General features: G+C 60.1%; 20 protein-coding genes and 1 tRNA gene. 8 read left to right on the plus strand and 13 right to left on the minus strand.

Translation table 11 applies throughout. The features are described from left to right. The first annotated feature begins 30 nt into the window (after positions 1 to 30). A complete protein-coding gene (locus AC6CIA_RS06135; protein WP_498311098.1) occupies positions 31 to 705 on the plus strand; it encodes an NAD(P)H-binding protein in 675 nt (224 codons plus the stop codon). A gap of 7 nt (positions 706 to 712) precedes the next feature. Here the strand turns inward: AC6CIA_RS06135 and AC6CIA_RS06140 are convergent, their stop codons facing one another. After that, the gene (locus AC6CIA_RS06140) at positions 713 to 1198 is read right to left on the minus strand and encodes a DMT family transporter (RefSeq protein WP_498311099.1); all 486 of its coding nucleotides are present in this window, start codon (positions 1196 to 1198) and stop codon (positions 713 to 715) included. A gap of 77 nt (positions 1199 to 1275) precedes the next feature. On the opposite strand from AC6CIA_RS06140, the gene AC6CIA_RS06145 reads away from it, so the two are divergent. From AC6CIA_RS06145 to AC6CIA_RS06155, 3 genes are all read left to right on the plus strand, one after another. Further along, positions 1276 to 2193 (plus strand): LysR family transcriptional regulator, encoded by a 918-nt coding sequence (locus AC6CIA_RS06145; protein WP_498311211.1) that lies wholly within the window; start codon positions 1276 to 1278, stop codon positions 2191 to 2193. Between the two features lie 58 nt (positions 2194 to 2251). Next, positions 2252 to 2893, plus strand: a complete 642-nt coding sequence (locus tag AC6CIA_RS06150; protein ID WP_339529128.1) for a LysE family translocator — start codon at positions 2252 to 2254, stop codon at positions 2891 to 2893. A 116-nt stretch (positions 2894 to 3009) separates the two neighbouring features. Then, entirely contained in the window at positions 3010 to 3537 is a 528-nt protein-coding gene (locus AC6CIA_RS06155; RefSeq protein ID WP_339529129.1) for a DUF4142 domain-containing protein, read from the plus strand. A 54-nt stretch (positions 3538 to 3591) separates the two neighbouring features. On the opposite strand, the gene AC6CIA_RS06160 is transcribed toward AC6CIA_RS06155, so the two are convergent. Next, entirely contained in the window at positions 3592 to 4014 is a 423-nt protein-coding gene (locus AC6CIA_RS06160) for a low affinity iron permease family protein (RefSeq protein WP_498311100.1), read from the minus strand. Positions 4015 to 4204: 190 nt separating this feature from the next. On the opposite strand from AC6CIA_RS06160, the gene AC6CIA_RS06165 reads away from it, so the two are divergent. Then, complete coding sequence (locus AC6CIA_RS06165; RefSeq protein ID WP_498311101.1) at positions 4205 to 4972, plus strand: GNAT family N-acetyltransferase; 768 nt, start codon at positions 4205 to 4207, stop codon at positions 4970 to 4972. A 4-nt stretch (positions 4973 to 4976) separates the two neighbouring features. Here AC6CIA_RS06165 and AC6CIA_RS06170 read toward each other — a convergent pair whose 3' ends face one another. The 5 genes from AC6CIA_RS06170 to AC6CIA_RS06190 all read right to left on the minus strand — a co-directional run bounded on the left by AC6CIA_RS06170 (position 4977) and on the right by AC6CIA_RS06190 (position 8087). Next, positions 4977 to 5477 (minus strand): methylated-DNA--[protein]-cysteine S-methyltransferase, encoded by a 501-nt coding sequence (locus AC6CIA_RS06170; RefSeq protein WP_084376979.1) that lies wholly within the window; start codon positions 5475 to 5477, stop codon positions 4977 to 4979. Positions 5478 to 5820: 343 nt separating this feature from the next. Further along, positions 5821 to 5894 (minus strand) — tRNA-Gly (locus AC6CIA_RS06175). A gap of 111 nt (positions 5895 to 6005) precedes the next feature. After that, positions 6006 to 6890 (minus strand): alpha/beta fold hydrolase, encoded by an 885-nt coding sequence (locus tag AC6CIA_RS06180; protein ID WP_498311102.1) that lies wholly within the window; start codon positions 6888 to 6890, stop codon positions 6006 to 6008. A gap of 292 nt (positions 6891 to 7182) precedes the next feature. Next, on the minus strand, positions 7183 to 7875 hold the full coding sequence (locus AC6CIA_RS06185; protein ID WP_498311103.1) for a 16S rRNA pseudouridine(516) synthase: 693 nt from the start codon (positions 7873 to 7875) through the stop codon (positions 7183 to 7185). Further along, complete coding sequence (locus tag AC6CIA_RS06190; protein WP_084376974.1) at positions 7875 to 8087, minus strand: cysteine-rich CWC family protein; 213 nt, start codon at positions 8085 to 8087, stop codon at positions 7875 to 7877. Before AC6CIA_RS06190 ends, AC6CIA_RS06185 begins: the two co-directional genes overlap by 1 nt. A gap of 215 nt (positions 8088 to 8302) precedes the next feature. Between AC6CIA_RS06190 and AC6CIA_RS06195 the strand changes: the two genes are divergently transcribed. Both AC6CIA_RS06195 and AC6CIA_RS06200 read left to right on the plus strand, forming a co-directional pair. Continuing rightward, on the plus strand, positions 8303 to 8662 hold the full coding sequence (locus tag AC6CIA_RS06195) for a hypothetical protein (protein WP_498311104.1): 360 nt from the start codon (positions 8303 to 8305) through the stop codon (positions 8660 to 8662). A gap of 156 nt (positions 8663 to 8818) precedes the next feature. Then, complete coding sequence (locus tag AC6CIA_RS06200; RefSeq protein WP_498311105.1) at positions 8819 to 9256, plus strand: DUF3757 domain-containing protein; 438 nt, start codon at positions 8819 to 8821, stop codon at positions 9254 to 9256. Between the two features lie 8 nt (positions 9257 to 9264). Here AC6CIA_RS06200 and dspII read toward each other — a convergent pair whose 3' ends face one another. Then, positions 9265 to 10377, minus strand: a complete 1113-nt coding sequence (gene dspII / locus AC6CIA_RS06205) for an enoyl-CoA hydratase/isomerase DspII (RefSeq protein ID WP_498311212.1) — start codon at positions 10375 to 10377, stop codon at positions 9265 to 9267. Positions 10378 to 10512: 135 nt separating this feature from the next. Between dspII and ung the strand changes: the two genes are divergently transcribed. Then, complete coding sequence (ung, locus tag AC6CIA_RS06210) at positions 10513 to 11205, plus strand: uracil-DNA glycosylase (protein WP_084376969.1); 693 nt, start codon at positions 10513 to 10515, stop codon at positions 11203 to 11205. Between the two features lie 42 nt (positions 11206 to 11247). Here ung and AC6CIA_RS06215 read toward each other — a convergent pair whose 3' ends face one another. The 5 genes from AC6CIA_RS06215 to AC6CIA_RS06235 are packed head-to-tail and all read right to left on the minus strand — an operon-like array spanning position 11248 to position 16633. After that, entirely contained in the window at positions 11248 to 12285 is a 1038-nt protein-coding gene (locus tag AC6CIA_RS06215; protein ID WP_498311106.1) for an AbrB family transcriptional regulator, read from the minus strand. Continuing rightward, positions 12278 to 13792 (minus strand): tripartite tricarboxylate transporter permease, encoded by a 1515-nt coding sequence (locus AC6CIA_RS06220; RefSeq protein ID WP_498311107.1) that lies wholly within the window; start codon positions 13790 to 13792, stop codon positions 12278 to 12280. The genes AC6CIA_RS06215 and AC6CIA_RS06220 overlap by 8 nt, the downstream gene beginning before the upstream one ends. A gap of 1 nt (position 13793) precedes the next feature. After that, the gene (locus AC6CIA_RS06225; protein WP_084376964.1) at positions 13794 to 14252 is read right to left on the minus strand and encodes a tripartite tricarboxylate transporter TctB family protein; all 459 of its coding nucleotides are present in this window, start codon (positions 14250 to 14252) and stop codon (positions 13794 to 13796) included. A 60-nt stretch (positions 14253 to 14312) separates the two neighbouring features. Beyond that, positions 14313 to 15296 carry a Bug family tripartite tricarboxylate transporter substrate binding protein gene (locus AC6CIA_RS06230; protein ID WP_498311108.1) on the minus strand — a complete coding sequence of 328 codons (984 nt, stop codon included), beginning with the start codon at positions 15294 to 15296 and terminating at the stop codon, positions 14313 to 14315. 44 nt (positions 15297 to 15340) lie between these two features. Continuing rightward, positions 15341 to 16633: an OprD family porin gene (locus tag AC6CIA_RS06235; protein ID WP_498311109.1), complete on the minus strand. Its 1293-nt coding sequence runs from the start codon at positions 16631 to 16633 to the stop codon at positions 15341 to 15343. Between the last annotated feature and the right edge of the window lie 177 nt (positions 16634 to 16810).

A 16810-nucleotide genomic window follows, 5' to 3' on the forward strand; every position in this document is an offset into this window, starting at 1 on the left:
GCTTGATGCTTGCCGCTGAGGTTTACCCTTATGAGAGTTCTACTGTTCGGTGCCACCGGCATGGTCGGCCAAGGCGTGTTGCGCGAGTGCCTGCTGGCCGCTGATGTGCAGGAAGTGGTGGCGGTGGGGCGTACCGCCTTGACTCAGGAACACGGCAAGCTGCACCAGGTGCTGCATGCCGATATGTTTGACTTCCAGCCCCTGGAGCACTTGCTCCAGGGATTTGATGCCTGTCTGTTTTGCCTGGGGGTGTCCTCGGTCGGGATGGATGAAGACACCTATACCCGCCAGACCTATGACCTGACGCTGGTGGCCGCCAGCACCCTGGCGCGACTCAATCCGCAGATGACCTTTGTCTACGTCTCCGGCGCCGGCACCGACAGTTCCGGGCAGGGCAAGGTGATGTGGGCGCGGATCAAGGGCAAGACCGAAAACGCGTTGCTGCGCCTGCCGTTCAAGGCGGTCTATCTGTTCCGTCCGGGTGTGATTCAGCCACTGTACGGCGTGCGCTCGAAAACCGCGCTTTACCAATCGATCTACACCGTCATCAACCCCGTGCTGTCAGTGATTCGTCGTGTGCGGCCGGCCTGGGTGGTGAGCACCGAGAGCCTGGGCCGGGCAATGCTGACGGTGGTCCGCCACGGTGCCGCGCAGCCGATTATCGAGCCCGCGCAGATCAACCAGCTGGCTGCCGAGCGTAGCTGATCGAGCGTCAAGCAGCGGTCAGGGCCTTGGCGGGCGCCGCGCTGAACTGAATCAACAGCACACCGCCCAGTAACATCAGTGCTCCGAGCATTCGGGGTGCCGTCAGCTGCCGCTCTGCCAGGCCAAACAGGCCAAAGTGATCCAGCAGCAACGAGGCGAGGATTTGTCCGGCCAGGGCCAAGGCGATAAAACCCGAGGCGCCCAGCTTGGGCATCAACACCAGCGCCAGGGAAATAAAGCACACGCCGAACGCGCCGCCTGCCCACATCCACAACGGTGCCTTGGTGATAAAGCCCAGGTCGGGCAGCGGTAAGCGCAGGGCCAGCATCACTGGCAGCAACACCAGAATGCTCACCATCAGCGAAGCCAGGGTTGCCCATAAAGGATGACCCAGGCCGCGTCCGAGGTTGGCATTGATCGCGCTTTGAAACGGCACCACGGCTCCGGCGATGACCGCCAGCAGCAGTAATCCCAGCCAATGCAATGTGCTCATGAGAATGCTCCAGAAGGTTTTGCTGGACTCTAAGCTATTCGTCGCGCAGATTTAAATTCCAAGTTCTTATGCAGACCATGCATGCCATGAATGATCTTCGTCGCATTGACCTTAACTTGCTGGTGATTCTGGACGCCTTGCTCAGCGAGCAACACGTGACCCGTGCCGCCGAACGCCTGCACCTGAGTCAGCCCGCGGTCAGCCATGCGCTGGCGCGCTTGCGGGATTTGCTGGGGGATCCGCTGCTGGTGCGCCAGGGTGGCGGCCTGGTGCCAACCGCGCGTGCGCTGGAGCTGGCCGCGCCACTGGCCGACGCGTTGGCTCAGGTGCAATCGCTGCTGGCACCGAACCGATTCGATCCGACTTCGGCCAAGCGCACGTTTCGTCTGGCCATGTCGGATTATGGCGCTGCGCTACTGTTGCCCGGACTGGTGCGCAGGTTGCGCGAATTCGCACCGGGTATCGACCTGCAGATCCTCCATGCCAGTCGCGAAGGCATGGTGGACGGCGTGCTCAGTGGAGAACTCGACCTGGCGGCCGGGGTCTTTCCCGACCTGCCAGCTGAACTGCGCAGTACGCCGTTGTTCGAGGAGCACTATGCCTGTCTGGTGGACCGTGCCAGCCTGCCCGAAGACGGCACACTGGACTTGCCGACCTACCTGGCGCGCCCGCATGTGTTGCTGGAAATGCGTGGCAGCGGCACCCCGGAAATCGAACGGGCGCTGACCGCCATCCGCGAGCGGCGGCATGTTGCAATCAGCCTGCCGCACTGGGGCATTGCGCCGCAGTTGATCGAGGGCACCGACCTGATCCTGACCGTTTCGTCACAGGGATTGCTTAACATCGACACGCAACGACTTCTGGTGGTGCCGCCGCCGTTCCACATTGCGTCGTTCGGGTTCGTGCTGGCGTGGCATACACGGCGTGGCGGAGATGGTGCCTTGCAATGGCTGATCGAACACGTCGAGGATGTGCTGGCCAAACGCGGCGGCTAAGATTGCTGCGTTGCACAATCGATGCGCCCCCTTATTCGTCTTTCAGAGCGTGTTCACCATGACTCCATCGTTGCTGTTTGCCGTGCTCGCCTCGGGTTTTATCTATGGCATCACCCCAGGACCTGGTGTGCTGGCGGTGTTCGGCATCGGTGCGGCCCGTGGTCGTCGGGCGGGCGCCGGTTTTTTATGCGGGCACTTGCTGGGCGATGTGGTGTGGTGCAGCACCGCGTTGATCGCAATAGTCGGGGCGCGGGAAATCGGCAGCGGCGCTTTTGACGTCCTCGGGGTGCTCAGCGGTGTGTATCTGTTCTGGCTCGGCATGCGCGCCATCCGCACCCGCAGCCGTAGCGGAGACGCGCCTCAAGGCGCGGCGCGGCAACCTTTCTGGCATGGCGTGGTGTTTGGCCTGACCAACCCCAAGGCTTATCCGGTGGCCGTGGCGACGTTTACCGCGTTGCTGGCGAGCCGGGCCGAATTACTCACCTGGGACATGTTGCCGTGGCTGATTTTCCTGAGTTTTGTCGGTGGACTGCTGGCGTACGCCATCCTGATCGGGATTGTCGGCGCGCGGTACGTGCGCACGGCGTATCAGCGCCATGAAGTACTGATCACCAGGCTCTGTGGCGTAATGTTTATCGGTTTTGCGATCAACGCTCTGGTGCATGCGTTGCCGGGATTGCTCGGGAGTAAAACCACCTGAGCCGCGACGACCGTTCGTCGCGCCAGGAAGTTTTTTCTAAACCTTTGCCGCTCTGAAAATTCAGATTCAGGGCGGGGCTCGTTCCCCGGCATGTTTTTCATCTGGAGGAATTCATCATGAGCCGCATGGCTATCCGGTTACGCACCGCCAGTCTTGCGCTGCTGCTGGGCCTCGGCGCCAGTAATGTCATGGCCCAGGGGCCTGCCGAGTTTATCGAGCAGGCGTCGGCCAAAGGCATGGCCGATATCGAAACCAGTCGCATGGCCCACGCCAAGACTTCATCACAGGAAATCAAGGATTACACCATCGAGGTGATCAACGAGCGCACCTTGGCCAATCAGCATCTGGCAGCCATCGCCAAGAAGCTTGACCTGCCCGTTGCGCCTCGCGAGCAGATCGTCGACAAGGCACAAAACCTGATGCCTGAACTCACCGACGGTGATTCTTTCGATGCCGCTTACACCGCCCAGCAGGTCAAGGCCAACGAAGAGGCCATCGCGCTGTTCAAGCAGGAAGGCGCCGCTTCTGATATCCCGGAAATAAAGGCGCTGGTCGACGAGACGTTGCCGAAGCTGGAAACCCGCCTGGAAAAAGCCCGGGCCTTGGCGTCCACCTATGGCAAGAACCGTCGCGACGAAAGCTGATCGTTGGCGTCGCATTCAATGACGGCGGCTGGAATCAATCCAGCCGCCGTTTTTTCAGGCCTGGCTCAGATCGGTCTTTAGCGGTTTGGTGTCCGTGGTCACCGAGTCGTTGCTGTTGACGTCGACGGTTTGTCGTTCACCGATGGCCTCGTATTCGCGACGCAGTTTTTCCAGTGCTTTCAAATCCAGGCCCTCCAGGCTCAGTACGGCGCTCTGCGCATCTTTAGTCACCCTCAACAGTTCATCGATCTTGATGTGCAGCATGTCGCTGTCGCGGTTTTGCGTGTTCTGGATAAGGAACACCATCAGGAAAGTGATGATGGTGGTGGAGGTGTTGACGATCAGTTGCCAGGTATCGTTGTAGTGGAACCAGGGTCCGCTCAAGGCCCACAGGAAGATTAATACCAGCGCTGCGTAAAAGGTCCGGGCGCTGCCCGCCCATTGGGACAGGTGCTGTGAAAGTCTCGAGAATTTCATGGTCGTGCTCCGTTGATAGTGCTGATGTAAGTACTGACCATGACCCAGCTCTGAAATTTCTTTTTACATTTGTCCGAGGGCAAACAGATTGGAGGTGTTGCTCCGGTAACGGTTCGGTGCGTCTTTCGGAAAGTGCTGACAGTGTCCCTGCAAGGTCTTCGCAAGACTGGGCTTTTGAGCGGATCTGCCAATGCCTAACCTCGTCGAGGCGCGCTACCACTGCGCCGAAGAGTACTTTTTCGCCGCGACCAGCCTATCGCACCGGCGTTTCAACGCCTGTGTGAATGTCTATCGGGATGATGAATACGGCAGTGTGTGGAATCTGCTGTTGGTGCGCGTGGGGAGCGCGCCGTTGGGTAACGCAATGCTCGAATGCGAGGCTTTGATGCGTCGTACCAAGTTGCCAATCCGGCTGGTTGCTCGGCAGGAGCACGTCGAGGCACTGGGCGAAATCATCGAGACGCTGGGCTTCATCGAGATAGAAACGAGCACCGCGATGGTCCTTGATCTGGCAGGGTTTGCCGCTTCACCTCAGGTGGCTGGCGACGGCGAAATCAGTTTGGCGCATAACCTCAACGATTGGGCCGGCCCCATGGGCAACGCGTTCGGCATGCCTGCCGAAGGAACTGCGCACTATCAGGCGCGACACCAGGCGGCGCTCGACCGCGGCGCACGGTTCTACCACTTCACCCTGGCGGAAAAAGGCCAGCCGGTCAGCTCATTGACCCTGACCCTGTGCGATGACCTGGCTCGCCTGAATGACATAGGGACCGACGCTGCCTATCGCGCCAAAGGCTATTCGACGCGCTTGATACACACTGCGTTGGCCCATGCCATGAGCCTCGGGGCGCGCTGGTGTTTTCTCGAGGCCTCCACGCAAGGCCTCTCGCTTTATCACACGCTTGGCTTTCGAGCGTTGTTTCAGTACCGGTCCTTTGTACGCGGACCATTGCCGTGACGTATTAGATTGCGAGCTTTGTCTGCTCGTCATCTTCCAGGGACAGCAGGTACTGCTTGGCTTCAAGGCCGCCGGCAAATCCGGTCAGTCCGCCTGAAGCCCCGATCACGCGGTGGCAGGGCGCAACAATCGAAATCGGATTGCGCCCATTGGCCGCACCCACCGCGCGGACGGCTTTCGGGTGGCCGATCTGCGAGGCAATCTGGCTGTAGCTGCGGGTTTCACCGAATGGAATAGTCAACAATGCGGCCCAGACCTTGCGCTGGAATTCGGTGCCGTCAAAGTCCAGTTCGAGTTCGAAACGGTGGCGGGTACCCGCGAAATACTCCTTCAGTTGGCGCTCGGTTTCCTGCAACACCGGGCTGTCGTCGGCTTCTTGCAAGGCACCCAGGCGTACGCGATTGGCACGTTCGGTGGGCCACAGAATAGCGGCCAGTTTGCCGTCCCGAGCCACAAGTGTCAGTTGGCCGACGGGGGAGGGCATGAGTTTGTATTCACAGTGCATGAGCGAACTCCTTGGTGGGCAGGTGACTTGCCGCGAACGATCGCACTTTAAACCGGCCAACTCTACGGAGAACTACGTTTCTTGCGCCTCAATTCGGTACACATTCCAGGCACAAAAAAACCGGCCACCAAGGCTAATGCCGATCAGTTAAGCCTTGTAGGAGCGAGCTTGCTCGCGAAGAACTCAAAGACACCGCGTTTATCCAGAATGCACGCGTTATCGTTGACGTTTTTCGCGAGCAAGCTAGCTTCTACAAAAAGGCTTAACTCGCCAGTATTAGCCACCAGGGCCGGTTTTTGCAGGTTCGCGTCGCCAGTCTTCTGGCGCGAGAGCACTATCTGAGTGGAGCGGGTAGAGGGAATCGAACCCTCAACTAAAGCTTGGGAAGCTTTCGTTTTGCCACTAAACTATACCCGCTCAGAACGGCTGACTTTGTACCAGATGCACGCGCCGATTTGAAGTTTTTCTTTGAGAAATGTGCGGCTTACGTTGAATAAGCCAAGCCCTCTGCGGCAGAGGGCATGGGTTTCACAGCGACGATGCATGCTGTGTCTGGCCCTGCTGATAACGCAGCCGAGGGGCGGATTGCCCTGGTTTCAGAAAGCTCATCAGCGCCCGCCGGCTGTCATTGCACGCCGCCTTGTGTTCCATGTCCAGGAAGTGCCCGGTCGCCTGGATCGTCCCGAAGCTGCTCTTTGCCACGTGCTGTTCAAACAGCCTGGCGTCCTGGGCGCTGGTGTATTCATCCCACTCACCATTGAGAAACAGTACCGGAATGTCGATCTCGCGCGCGGCCTTGAGGTAGCACTGGCGGTCGCTGTTGAGTACCTGGTTGATGTGAAAGTGCATTTGCCCGTACTCGTGCGCGGCCAGGTTGCTGACATGCCGGTAGTTGAAGCGTTTGAACAGCGGCGGCAGGTATTTGCCGAGGGTGCTGTTGACCAGGTGGCCGACGTTGTGGCGGTCAAGGTTGCCGAGGAAGTCGACGCCGCGCTCCAGGTAGTCGCGCATGGGGGCATTGATCACCGGCGAGAATGAACTGATCACGGCCTTTTCCACGCGACGAGGGCGGTGGGAGAGCGCGACGAGGGTGGCGACACCGCCCCACGAGAAGGACAGTACATGTTCGGCGGCGAAGTGCTCGATCAGCTCCAGAAGGATCTGGCCTTCAACCTCTTTCGTCAGCATGTGTTCATGGCGGTTGTGGGCTTTGGAACGGCCAGCGTAGGGCTGATCGTACAAAACCACATTGAACTGCGGGTGAAGGCTTTTCACGGTCTGGGCGAAAGACGCAGTGGTGGCCATGGAGCCATTGACCAGGATGATGGTCTTTTCTGCAGCGTCCGCGCGGTAGAACTCCGTGTAAACCCGATACTGACCCTGTATATCCAGCACAGCGATTTCTGGCCTCATGTCGTAAGACTCCTGGCAAGCGGGTAGTGCGCGCAGATCAGTCTGCACGCGCTTTGTGACAGGTAGGCATACGCCTGAAAGGAGGGCCCATGTCGGTCCGGATGGCTGGCCGACGGGTATTGTTATGGCGGGCAATTTGCCTGGGAGACCCACAGATCAAGTGGCGTGGGCAGGCAACGGGTTTCTTGGAGGTTGGGCTCGCCGGTCAAACCGGCTGGCGTCTTGATTCAAGCAGGAGACGGGCCAGATCGCCAGTGGGGCGCAGGGGTTTCTGGCCGCATCGGCCGAACGGTCATATTTGCCGGATTTCTTCATCCGTCAGCGGCCGATAGTGGCCTGGCGCAAGGCTTTCATCCAACACCAGCGGGCCCATGCGTTCGCGATGCAGGCGCGTCACTTTGTTGTCGAAGTGGCCGAACATGCGCTTTACCTGGTGATAACGCCCCTCAATGATGCTCAGCCGCGCACTGTTGGGGCTGAGCACTTGCAGGTCGGCCGGCCGGGTGGTGAGATCCTCGAAAGCAAAGTACAGGCCGGCGGCGAATGTTGCCGCGTACGCCGGGCCGATGGCTTGTTCAGTCTCGACGTAGTAGACCTTGGGCAGTTTCGTGCGTGGCTGGGTCAGGCGCCGGGACCATTGGCCATCGTTGGTGATCAGCAGCAGGCCAGTGGTGTTGAAGTCCAGGCGACCAGCGATATGCAACTCGCCTTTGTCCGGCTCATCCAACAGGTCGAGGACGGTGCGGTGTTGCGGGTCAAGGGTGGCGCTGACGCAGCCTTGAGGTTTGTGCAGCATGAAATAACGCGCGGGCTTGCCAGCCTGGAGGAGTTCGTCGTCGCATTCCACGCGGCTGAATGCCCGTACGTCGTGGCGCGGATCGCTGATTACCTGGCCATCGACCTTGATCCGCCGTTCAATCAGCAACAGGCGTACTTGTTGGCGATTGAAGCGGGGCAGGTTACTGAGGAAACGGTCGACGCGCATTACGAGGGCTCAGTCCCGCGCAACTGCGCGTCGACCTGCGCGCAGCGCGGGCACAGGCAGGCTTTATCGCGCAATGCCTCGGGCAATGCCTCAAGCACCTTCGGGTCGATGCTTACGCTGTAGCACCAGCAGGCTTGGTCGGCGGTACGCGGGTCGGCCAGGCTGCAGTCGTTGCGGGCGCCGCAGGCCGGGCAAAGGCTTGGAGTGGTCATCGGTCGATTCAGGCTGAGCAGTCAAGGTTCCGGTAAAGCCCGGTGTGGCGGGCACGATACCGCGGCGTGGCTTTGTCGCGCCATAGATGTATCAAACTATGTACAAATCGCACCAGATTCTGTTTTTGATGTCAGATATTTCGTCATTCAGTGAAAGCTGTTTGTCGCCACCCAGCGTCGCTGGTGTGTGCTCGCCCGCGGTCCAGGAGGCCGCCATGTATCGTCGACTATTACTTATCGCTGTGCTCGGTTTGACCCTTGGCGCTTGCGTGCCGTATTCCGGTGGCGGCCGCAGTTATTATCGATCCGAGGTGTATACCTCGCCCGCGCCGGTCTATTACTACGGCAACGGCCCGTCCTATCAGTATCGGCGCGGGTACTACGCGCCGCCCGTGCGCTATTACCCAGCGCCGCGCTACTACCAGCCGGCGCCTCGGTACTATCCTTCAGGACCAAGGGCGGGCTACAGGTTCTACCCCAACCAACGCCGCGGTGATCATTGGGGTAATGGCGGCCGAGGTCGTGGCGACGGTCGAGGCAGCGACCATGGACGAGGTCGGGGCGGGCATCGTTAATCGGCTTTTTTGAAACGGCGCGAAATGCGCCGTTTTTTTGGGTGACGGTCTAGCGTACTGTCATATTTGACAGCTAGTTTATATGCCGCAGTTGTATTTCACTGAACGACAAGCGCTGTATTCAGGCCTGTTGGCGGTGAACTGACGGAACGGTATATGACAGCTCGATTACTCCTTTTGATCTTGCTTGGCATTGCCTGTTTCGCTCATGGGGATGCCTGGCAGGGCTGCCCGTACCCGTCATCCATCAAATATGCCGACGGGTATTTTTACCAAGAAAGCGCCGGGCATCGATGGACGAGCCCGAAAGTGTCGCCGGTGGACTTTATCGATAAATTTGTCGGCGCGGTATTCATGCCCGGCGAGGGTCAAGAGCGCAGATGGGGCTATCTGGAGAAGTGCATCTATCGCTCCGGGCGCGAACAACGTCTGGTGGTCTTGAGGTATGCCGGGGCGACTGAAGGCTTGAGCATGTCATTGTCCGATACCACGCATTGGCGGCTGGCCAGAGATTCATTTGGCCATGAACTCTATCTCTGTGATGACCGCCAGCCGGATAACTGTTCCTTCACACTCGATGCGCTTCGCTACTGAAAAGCCCGTCAGACGTCGGAGATATCCGCCAACGGATGTCGGCCCTCCCACACTTTATGAAAGTGTGCCTCCACCACCGCCTCGGGAACATTGTTGATATCCGGCCAATGCCAATGAGGCTGCTGATCCTTGTCGATCAAGCGTGCCCGTACCCCTTCACTGAACTCCGGATGCCGGCAGCAATTGAGGCTCAAGGTGTATTCCATCTGGAAGACCTGCGCCAGAGACAAGTGTCGCGCGCGTCGGATCTGTTCCCACACCAGGCACGCGGTCAGTGGACAACCCTCGCTCAACGTCTTGCCGGCGCGGTTGAATAAGGGGTCGGCGTGCTCGCGCAACAGACTCAATGCGCGCCACGCGCTGCGTACGTCCCCCACATCCAGCCATGCGTCGATCTGTGCCCGCCGAGGCAGCCATTGCGCGTCGGGTTGCTGGCTGGCTGCTTCCTGGGCGAGGGCCTTGAACAGGCTGTTGAGCTGTATGGCGGTCTGTTCCTGCCAGTTCAACTGCAACAGGCCTTCGAGCATTTGGTCTTGTTGCTCATCCAGCAGGAAGCGATCGGCCAAGCCCAGGTCCAGCGCGTCTCGGCCATTCATATGGGCCCCCGTCAGGCCGAGAAACAGCCCGAGTTTGCCGGGCAGGCGGGAGAGGAACCAACTGGCCCCGACGTCCGGGTATAAACCGATACTGATTTCCGGCATGGCCAGGCGACTGCTGGGAGTGACGATGCGTATCGAGGCACTTTGCAGCAGCCCCATGCCGCCGCCCAGCACATAACCATGACCCCAGCAGATCAGCGGCTTGGGGTAAGTATGCAGGCGGTAATCAAGACGGTATTCGGCAGTAAAGAACGCTGCCGCCAACGAGGGCACTTCGCCGGGTTGTGCACGGCAAGCCTCAACCAGGCTGCGCACTTCGCCGCCAGCGCAAAAGGCTTTGGCGCCGTTGCCCCGCAGCAGCACACAGACGATTTGCGGATCCTTGGCCCAGGCGTCCAGGCGTTCACTCAAGGCCAGGATCATTGGCAGGGAGAGGGCATTGAGGGACTTTTCAGCATTCAGGCTGGCGATGCCGATGCGGGCACCGTGGCTGCCGGTGAGCTCTTCGAAGTGCAGGTTCATCATGACCTCAATCGGTAAATTGAACGTTCAGTATGATCCCTTCGCGGGAAACTGCCGGTTATGCGTCAGATCAATTGACAAGCCGGGTAGGCTTTCCTAGGGTTCGCCTCATTCTCTTGACTAGATGATGTAACCATGACCGAAAGCGACCGTATCAAACTCGAACCCAGCTGGAAACAGGCCTTGCGGGATGAGTTCGAGCAGCCGTATATGGCTCAGTTGCGTGAGTTCCTGCGCCAGGAGCACGCGGCCGGCAAAGAGATCTATCCGCCCGGCCCGATGATCTTCAACGCACTCAATTCAACCCCTCTGGACAAGGTCAAGGTAGTGATCCTCGGCCAGGACCCGTACCACGGTCCGGGCCAGGCCCATGGCTTGTGCTTCTCGGTGCAACCGGGCGTGCCGGCACCGCCGTCGCTGGTCAATATCTATAAAGAGCTCAAGCGCGACCTGAACATCGACATCCCCAACCACGGCTACCTGCAAAGCTGGGCCGACCAGGGTGTATTGATGCTCAACACCACCATGACGGTGGAGCGTGCCAACGCCAATGCTCACGCAGGCAAGGGCTGGCAGTTCTTTACTGATCGCATCATCGAGGTGGTCAGCGCGCACCAACCGCACCTGGTGTTCCTGTTGTGGGGCGCTCACGCCCAGGGTAAACAGAAATTGGTGGATGCGACCAAGCACCTGGTGCTGACGTCGGTGCATCCGTCACCGTTGTCGGCTTATCGCGGTTTCATTGGTTGCGGGCATTTCAGCCGGGCCAACAAGTTTCTCGAGCAGAATGGCGAAACGCCGATTGAGTGGCGGTTACCGCCAGTGTGAGGAGGGGGATGATCGTTCCCATGGCCGGGAACGATCAAACGCCTAGGCTTGGCCGGACTGTCTGTTCCAATGCCTGAACAACGGCTCGGCCAGGAACAATACAAACAACAATCGCATCACCTGCATCGCCGTCACCAACGGCACCGACAGTTGCAGGGTTTCAGCCGTCAGGCTCATCTCGGCAATGCCGCCAGGCATCATGCCCAAGGTCAGTGAGCGCACATCCAGCTGGGTCAGCGCACTCAGACCCACCGCCGCCAGCGTGGCGATGATCATGGTCAAGAGCGTGCCGACCAGGGTTCGCCCCATGAACGATGGTGCACGGCGGAAGAACTGTCGGTTGAAGTGGCAACCCAGGCCACTGCCGATCAACCATTGGCCGATCTGGCTGCCGCCATCGGGCAGGCCGATGTGCAAATCCCAGGTGACGCTGGCGATGGCACTGACCAGCAGCGGTCCGAACAACCAAGGGTTGGGTTGGCGCAAGCGTTGCCAGCCCCAGGCGACCAGCGCCCCGGCCGGGAACAGCAGAGCCAGCCAGGCCCAGTTGACCGGAGCCGGGTGAAACTGCGGCGCACCCTCACCGAGCAAGTACTTGAAGATCGCCGGCACGCACAGCACCACCACCAGCACCCGCAAGCTCTGGCCCGCGGCGACGCGGCTAAGCACCGCGCCATTGCGCGCGCCCAGGTTGACCATCTCGCTGGAACCGCCCGGCATGCTCGAGAAAAATGCGGTGGCGCGGTCTTCGCCGCTGCGGCGCATCAGCCATACGCCGACAATGCTCGACAAGCTGGTAATCAATGCGCCAAAGAAAATCAGCCCGAAGTGGGCCAGCACCTGATCGATCACCACGGGAGTGAAATGCAGGCCGATGCCGATGCCGACCACCCATTGGCCGCATTTGCGACCGCCGGGTATTTCGGCCAGTTGCCACGGCGTCAGGCAACGTACCAGGATGATCGCCAGCAACGAACCGACCATGTACGGCAAAGGCCAGCCGATCAGGCTGGCCAGGTAACCGCCGGCCAGGCCGACCAGCGGTGTTGCCCACCAATGCTTGAGACTGACCTCAGGCATCGGCCACGGCACGACGCTGCAGGGAGCGCTTGCGCCAGATACGCAGCAACGGCACCAGCAACATGATGGCCGTCAGCACCCAGCCGCCGAAGGTGATCGGGCTCGACCAGAGGATTTCCAGCGCGCCGTCGGAAATTGACAGCGCACGGCGCAGGTTCTGTTCCATCAGGCCGCCGAGGATAAAGCCCAGCAGTACCGGCGACAGCGGGAAATCCAGCTTGCGCAGGATGTAGCCGAAGATACCGATGCCGATCATCAGGAACAGATCGAAGGTGGTGGCATGCACCGCGTAGACGCCAATCGCGGTGATGATCGCGATGACCGGGACCAGCGCCCAGTTCGGCACGGCGAGGATGCGGGTGAAGATGCGGATCATCGGGATGTTGAGGATCACCAGCATGATGTTGGCGATAAACAACGAAGCAATCAGGCCCCAGACAATGTCCGGTTGTTGTTGGAACAACAGCGGCCCCGGGGTGATGTTGTACAGCGACAGCGCGCCGATCATCACCGCCGTGGTGCCTGAACCCGGCACGCCGAGGGTCAGCATCGGCACCAGGGCGCCACAGGCTGCCGCGCCGATCGCGGTTTCGGGAGCGGCCAGGCCACGTTTGTCGCCCTGGCCGAACTCGCCGCTGCTGCCGGCGATGCGTTTCTCGGTCATGTAGGCCACGGCGCTCGCCAGGGTGGCGCCGGCGCCCGGCAATACCCCCATGATGAAGCCCAGCACGCCACACCGGATGTTCACCAGAAACACCGCCGAGGCTTCCTTGACGTTGAACATCATGCGCCCGGTGGCCTTCACCGCTTCCTGGCCGCGGTGGGTTTTTTCCAGCAGCAACAGAATTTCGCTGATGGAGAACAGACCCAGTACCAACACCACGAATTGAATGCCGTCGGTCAGGTGGATGTTGTCACCGGTAAAGCGGTAGACGCCACTGTTGGCGTCGATGCCCACCGCCGACAGGAACAGGCCGATCAATGCCGCGATAAAGGTTTTCAACGGCTTGTCACCGGCCATGCCGCCCAGACAGACAATCGCGAACACCATCAGTACGAAATATTCGGCGGGTCCGAAGGCAATCGCCCATCTGGCCAGCAATGGGGCAAACAGCACCATGCCGCAGGTGGCGATGAACGCGCCGATGAACGAACTCCAGGCCGACAGCGACAACGCCACGCCAGCCAGGCCTTTGCGGGCCATTGGGTAGCCGTCGAGGGTGGTCATGACGGTGGACGCTTCGCCGGGGATGTTCAACAGGATCGAGCTGATGCGACCCCCGTACTCGCAACCCAGGTACACCGCGGCCAACAGAATCAAGGCTGATTCCGGCGGCAGGCCCAGGGCAAAGGCGATGGGGATCAGCAACGCCACGCCGTTGATCGGACCCAGGCCCGGCAACAGGCCGACGACGGTCCCGATCAGGGTGCCGCACAGGGCGGTCACCAGGTTGTAGGGGCTCAGCGCGACACCGAAACCCTGGCCCAAATAGCTGAAAGTATCCATATCAGTTCTCCAGAACGTCGAGCAGACCGAGGGGTAGCGGCACGTCCATGACTTTATCGAACAGCACATAAAGGCCGACGCTCATCAAGGTGATGATCACTGCACCGGGCAACCAGCGGCCGCCGTACAGCCGTGCCATCGGAATACCGATCAACATGCTGCTGAGAATGAAACCCAGGGGTTCGAAGGTGCCGGCAAATACCAGCAGCAGCACCACGCAGATCCCGATCTTGTTCAGGGTCGCGCGGTCCAGCGGCGGCTCCTCTTCACTGTGTCGGATGGGCTGTGGGCGAAACAGCATGTAGATCAGGCCCAGGCTCATCAGCCCGAGTATCAGCAGCGGGTAGGCGCGTGGCCCTACAGGTTCGTAGGAAAAAGCTGCCTGATAGGGCCAGGCCATCAGCGCCAGGCCGGCACAGACCAGCAACAGCGCAGCAGCGAAAATGCGTTGTAAGAGCATGGGAAACTCCTGGGCCACGTCTTTGATAAGCAAAGACGTGGCCGCGCGAACGAGGGGCGATTACTGAATCAGGCCGAACTCTTTGGCCAGTACTTTGTAGTCAGCCACCTGTTTCTTCACGTAGGTGTCCAGTTCCGGACCGGTCATGGCGAACGGGAAGAGTTCGCGCTCATCACGCAACTTGGCGAACTCCTTGGAAGCCAGCAGCTTGTCGAACGCGTCTTTCCAAAAGGCGTAATCTTCGTCGCTGACTTTTGGCCCCAGGTAGAAACCGCGCACCACTGGCCAGACGATGTCGTAGCCTTGTTCCTTGGCGGTCGGGATGTCTTTCATTTCCGGCTCGTCCAGACGGTTTTCGGAGAACACCGCCAGCAGGCGCATGTCACCACTCTGGATGTGCGGCATGGAGTCGGAAATGTCCGTGCTGCCTACCTGAATATGCCCGCCGAGCAAGGCCGTGGCGATTTCCCCGCCACCTTCGAGGGCCACGTAGCGCAGCTCGCGCGGGTTGATCCCGGCGGCCTTGGCGATGAGTGCGGTTTGCATCCAGTCCTGGCTGCCGACGGTGCCGCCGGAACCGATCACCACGCTGCCTGGATCTTTTTTCAGCGCCTTGACCAGGTCGTCGAGGGTTTTGTAAGGCGAGTCGGCTTTGACCGCGATGGCGCCATAGCTGGTACCCACCGCTGCCAGCCATTTCACTGCGCCCTCATCGAAACGCCCGAACTTACCCTGGGCCAGGTTCAACAGCGAACCGCTGGACCAGGCCACGAGGGTGCCGCCATCGGCTGGACGCTGGGCCACGACTGCGTTGTAAGCCACCGCGCCGACACCGCCGGGCATGTAGGTCACACGCATGGCCTTCTCCAGCAGCTTCTCGTTGACCAGCGCGCTTTGCGCCAGTTTGCAGGTCAGGTCGAAACCGCCGCCGGGGGAGGCCGGGGCGATACATTCCGGACGTCTCGGTTCGTCGGCGGCCAGCAGTTGGCCGGCGAACAGCATGCAGCCGGCGGCCAGGGCGAACTTACGCAGTGATGAGGTCATGGGGTACTCCGTCATTGTTGTTATTGGGAATGTGGATGTCAGGGTTACCAAAGCGCGACGCTGTAGCTGACCAGCACGCGCATTTCGTCTGCGTCCCGGGCCGAGTAGTTGGAGCGAAAACTGGCGTTGCGCAGGCGCACGGCCACGTCCTTGAACGTACCGCTTTGCACCACGTACTTGATTTCGGTGTTGCGTTCCCACTCTTTGCCGGTGTCGCCGGTTTTCAGCTTGATGTTGTCACCGGACAGGTAACGCGTCATGAAGCTCAGGCCGGGAACCCCCAGTTTGCTGAAGTCATAGTCGTAGCGGGCCTGCCAGGAGCGTTCTTCGGCGCCGGCAAAGTCGTTGATCTGCACGAAGTTGACCAGGTATGGGTTGCTGCCATCCACATACGGAAACGCGTTGTCGCCGGACATGTGCTGGTAGCCGGCGCTCAGCTTATGGCCGTTGAGCGCATAGCTGAAAATACCGTTGAGGGACTTGTTATCAATGCTGCCGCCGCGCGCGCTGCCGGTGTCATCACTGATGGCCAGGCGCAGGTCGGTGGCGAAAGTGCCCGGGCCCATCGGGCGGGCGGCGACGAGGCCGAGAAAGTGCTGGCGATAGACATCGTCGAGTTGCGCGAAGTGATAGCTGCCGGTGATCTTGTCGGCAAACTTATAGTCCACGCCACCGAAGTTGAAGTGTTTGCCGGTGGCGCCGCTCAGGAAACGGCCGTTCTTGTTGTTGAGGGTGATGTCCTCATAGTTGCTGTCATTGCGATCCTTGACCTGGTCCAGGCGGCCGCCGGTGAACACCAGGTTCTTGAACTCGTTGGAGGTCAGCAGGCCGCCGTTGAACGTCTGCGGCAGGATGCGGCCGTCGTTGGGCTGGAGGATCGGCAGGTCAGGAATCAGCGAGCCGATTTTCAGTTCGGTGGCGGAGATCTTGACCTTGCCGGTCAGGCCCAACTTGGAGTATTCGTCGGCGGCGCGACCATCATCGTGGGTCGGCAGCAGGCCGCTGCCGGTACGGTCTGGGCTGGAGTCGAGCTTGAGCCCGAGCATGCCGAGTGCATCGACACCAAAACCCACGGTGCCGTCGGTGTAGCCAGATTGCAGGTTGAGCATGAAGCCCTGGGCCCATTCGTCGCGCTTGGACTGCTGGGCGCTGGTGCCGTCGCGAAAGTCGCGGTTGAAGTACATATTGCGCGTTTCCAGGGTCGCGCTACTGTCTTCGAAGAAGGCAGCCTGGGTAAGCGGCGAAAAACCGGCAAGGGCGGCGGCAGTGGCGAGGGTGGTCTGGGTCAGGCGGGTAAAACGAACAGGCGGGAAAGCCTGGGGCTGTGTTGACAGCATCGTGGGTGCACTCCGTTATTGTTCTTATTGGCGAAAACGCTTCAAGGCGTTTTTCGGGCGCTATCGGTGAAATAGCGCGGGAGGAATTACCTTCCGTTTCGCGATGCTAATGGGCGAAGCTTTCGCTAACCTTTCAACGACCTTTCAATGTTTTCGGGCTTCACAGCGCAGGTGGCG

Source organism: Pseudomonas sp. GQ91, from assembly GCF_059758795.1.

Excerpts from the sequence above, each read along its gene's own strand:
- AC6CIA_RS06135 (WP_498311098.1), top strand. The coding sequence starts at position 31 with ATGAGAGTTCTACTGTTCGGTGCCACCGGCATGGTCGGCCAAGGCGTG.
- AC6CIA_RS06140 (WP_498311099.1), bottom strand. The coding sequence starts at position 1,198 with ATGAGCACATTGCATTGGCTGGGATTACTGCTGCTGGCGGTCATCGCC.
- AC6CIA_RS06145 (WP_498311211.1), top strand. The coding sequence starts at position 1,276 with ATGCATGCCATGAATGATCTTCGTCGCATTGACCTTAACTTGCTGGTG.
- AC6CIA_RS06150 (WP_339529128.1), top strand. The coding sequence starts at position 2,252 with ATGACTCCATCGTTGCTGTTTGCCGTGCTCGCCTCGGGTTTTATCTAT.
- AC6CIA_RS06155 (WP_339529129.1), top strand. The coding sequence starts at position 3,010 with ATGAGCCGCATGGCTATCCGGTTACGCACCGCCAGTCTTGCGCTGCTG.
- AC6CIA_RS06160 (WP_498311100.1), bottom strand. The coding sequence starts at position 4,014 with ATGAAATTCTCGAGACTTTCACAGCACCTGTCCCAATGGGCGGGCAGC.
- AC6CIA_RS06165 (WP_498311101.1), top strand. The coding sequence starts at position 4,205 with ATGCCTAACCTCGTCGAGGCGCGCTACCACTGCGCCGAAGAGTACTTT.
- AC6CIA_RS06170 (WP_084376979.1), bottom strand. The coding sequence starts at position 5,477 with ATGCACTGTGAATACAAACTCATGCCCTCCCCCGTCGGCCAACTGACA.
- AC6CIA_RS06180 (WP_498311102.1), bottom strand. The coding sequence starts at position 6,890 with ATGAGGCCAGAAATCGCTGTGCTGGATATACAGGGTCAGTATCGGGTT.
- AC6CIA_RS06185 (WP_498311103.1), bottom strand. The coding sequence starts at position 7,875 with ATGCGCGTCGACCGTTTCCTCAGTAACCTGCCCCGCTTCAATCGCCAA.
- AC6CIA_RS06190 (WP_084376974.1), bottom strand. The coding sequence starts at position 8,087 with ATGACCACTCCAAGCCTTTGCCCGGCCTGCGGCGCCCGCAACGACTGC.
- AC6CIA_RS06195 (WP_498311104.1), top strand. The coding sequence starts at position 8,303 with ATGTATCGTCGACTATTACTTATCGCTGTGCTCGGTTTGACCCTTGGC.
- AC6CIA_RS06200 (WP_498311105.1), top strand. The coding sequence starts at position 8,819 with ATGACAGCTCGATTACTCCTTTTGATCTTGCTTGGCATTGCCTGTTTC.
- dspII (WP_498311212.1), bottom strand. The coding sequence starts at position 10,377 with ATGAACCTGCACTTCGAAGAGCTCACCGGCAGCCACGGTGCCCGCATC.
- ung (WP_084376969.1), top strand. The coding sequence starts at position 10,513 with ATGACCGAAAGCGACCGTATCAAACTCGAACCCAGCTGGAAACAGGCC.
- AC6CIA_RS06215 (WP_498311106.1), bottom strand. The coding sequence starts at position 12,285 with ATGCCTGAGGTCAGTCTCAAGCATTGGTGGGCAACACCGCTGGTCGGC.
- AC6CIA_RS06220 (WP_498311107.1), bottom strand. The coding sequence starts at position 13,792 with ATGGATACTTTCAGCTATTTGGGCCAGGGTTTCGGTGTCGCGCTGAGC.
- AC6CIA_RS06225 (WP_084376964.1), bottom strand. The coding sequence starts at position 14,252 with ATGCTCTTACAACGCATTTTCGCTGCTGCGCTGTTGCTGGTCTGTGCC.
- AC6CIA_RS06230 (WP_498311108.1), bottom strand. The coding sequence starts at position 15,296 with ATGACCTCATCACTGCGTAAGTTCGCCCTGGCCGCCGGCTGCATGCTG.
- AC6CIA_RS06235 (WP_498311109.1), bottom strand. The coding sequence starts at position 16,633 with ATGCTGTCAACACAGCCCCAGGCTTTCCCGCCTGTTCGTTTTACCCGC.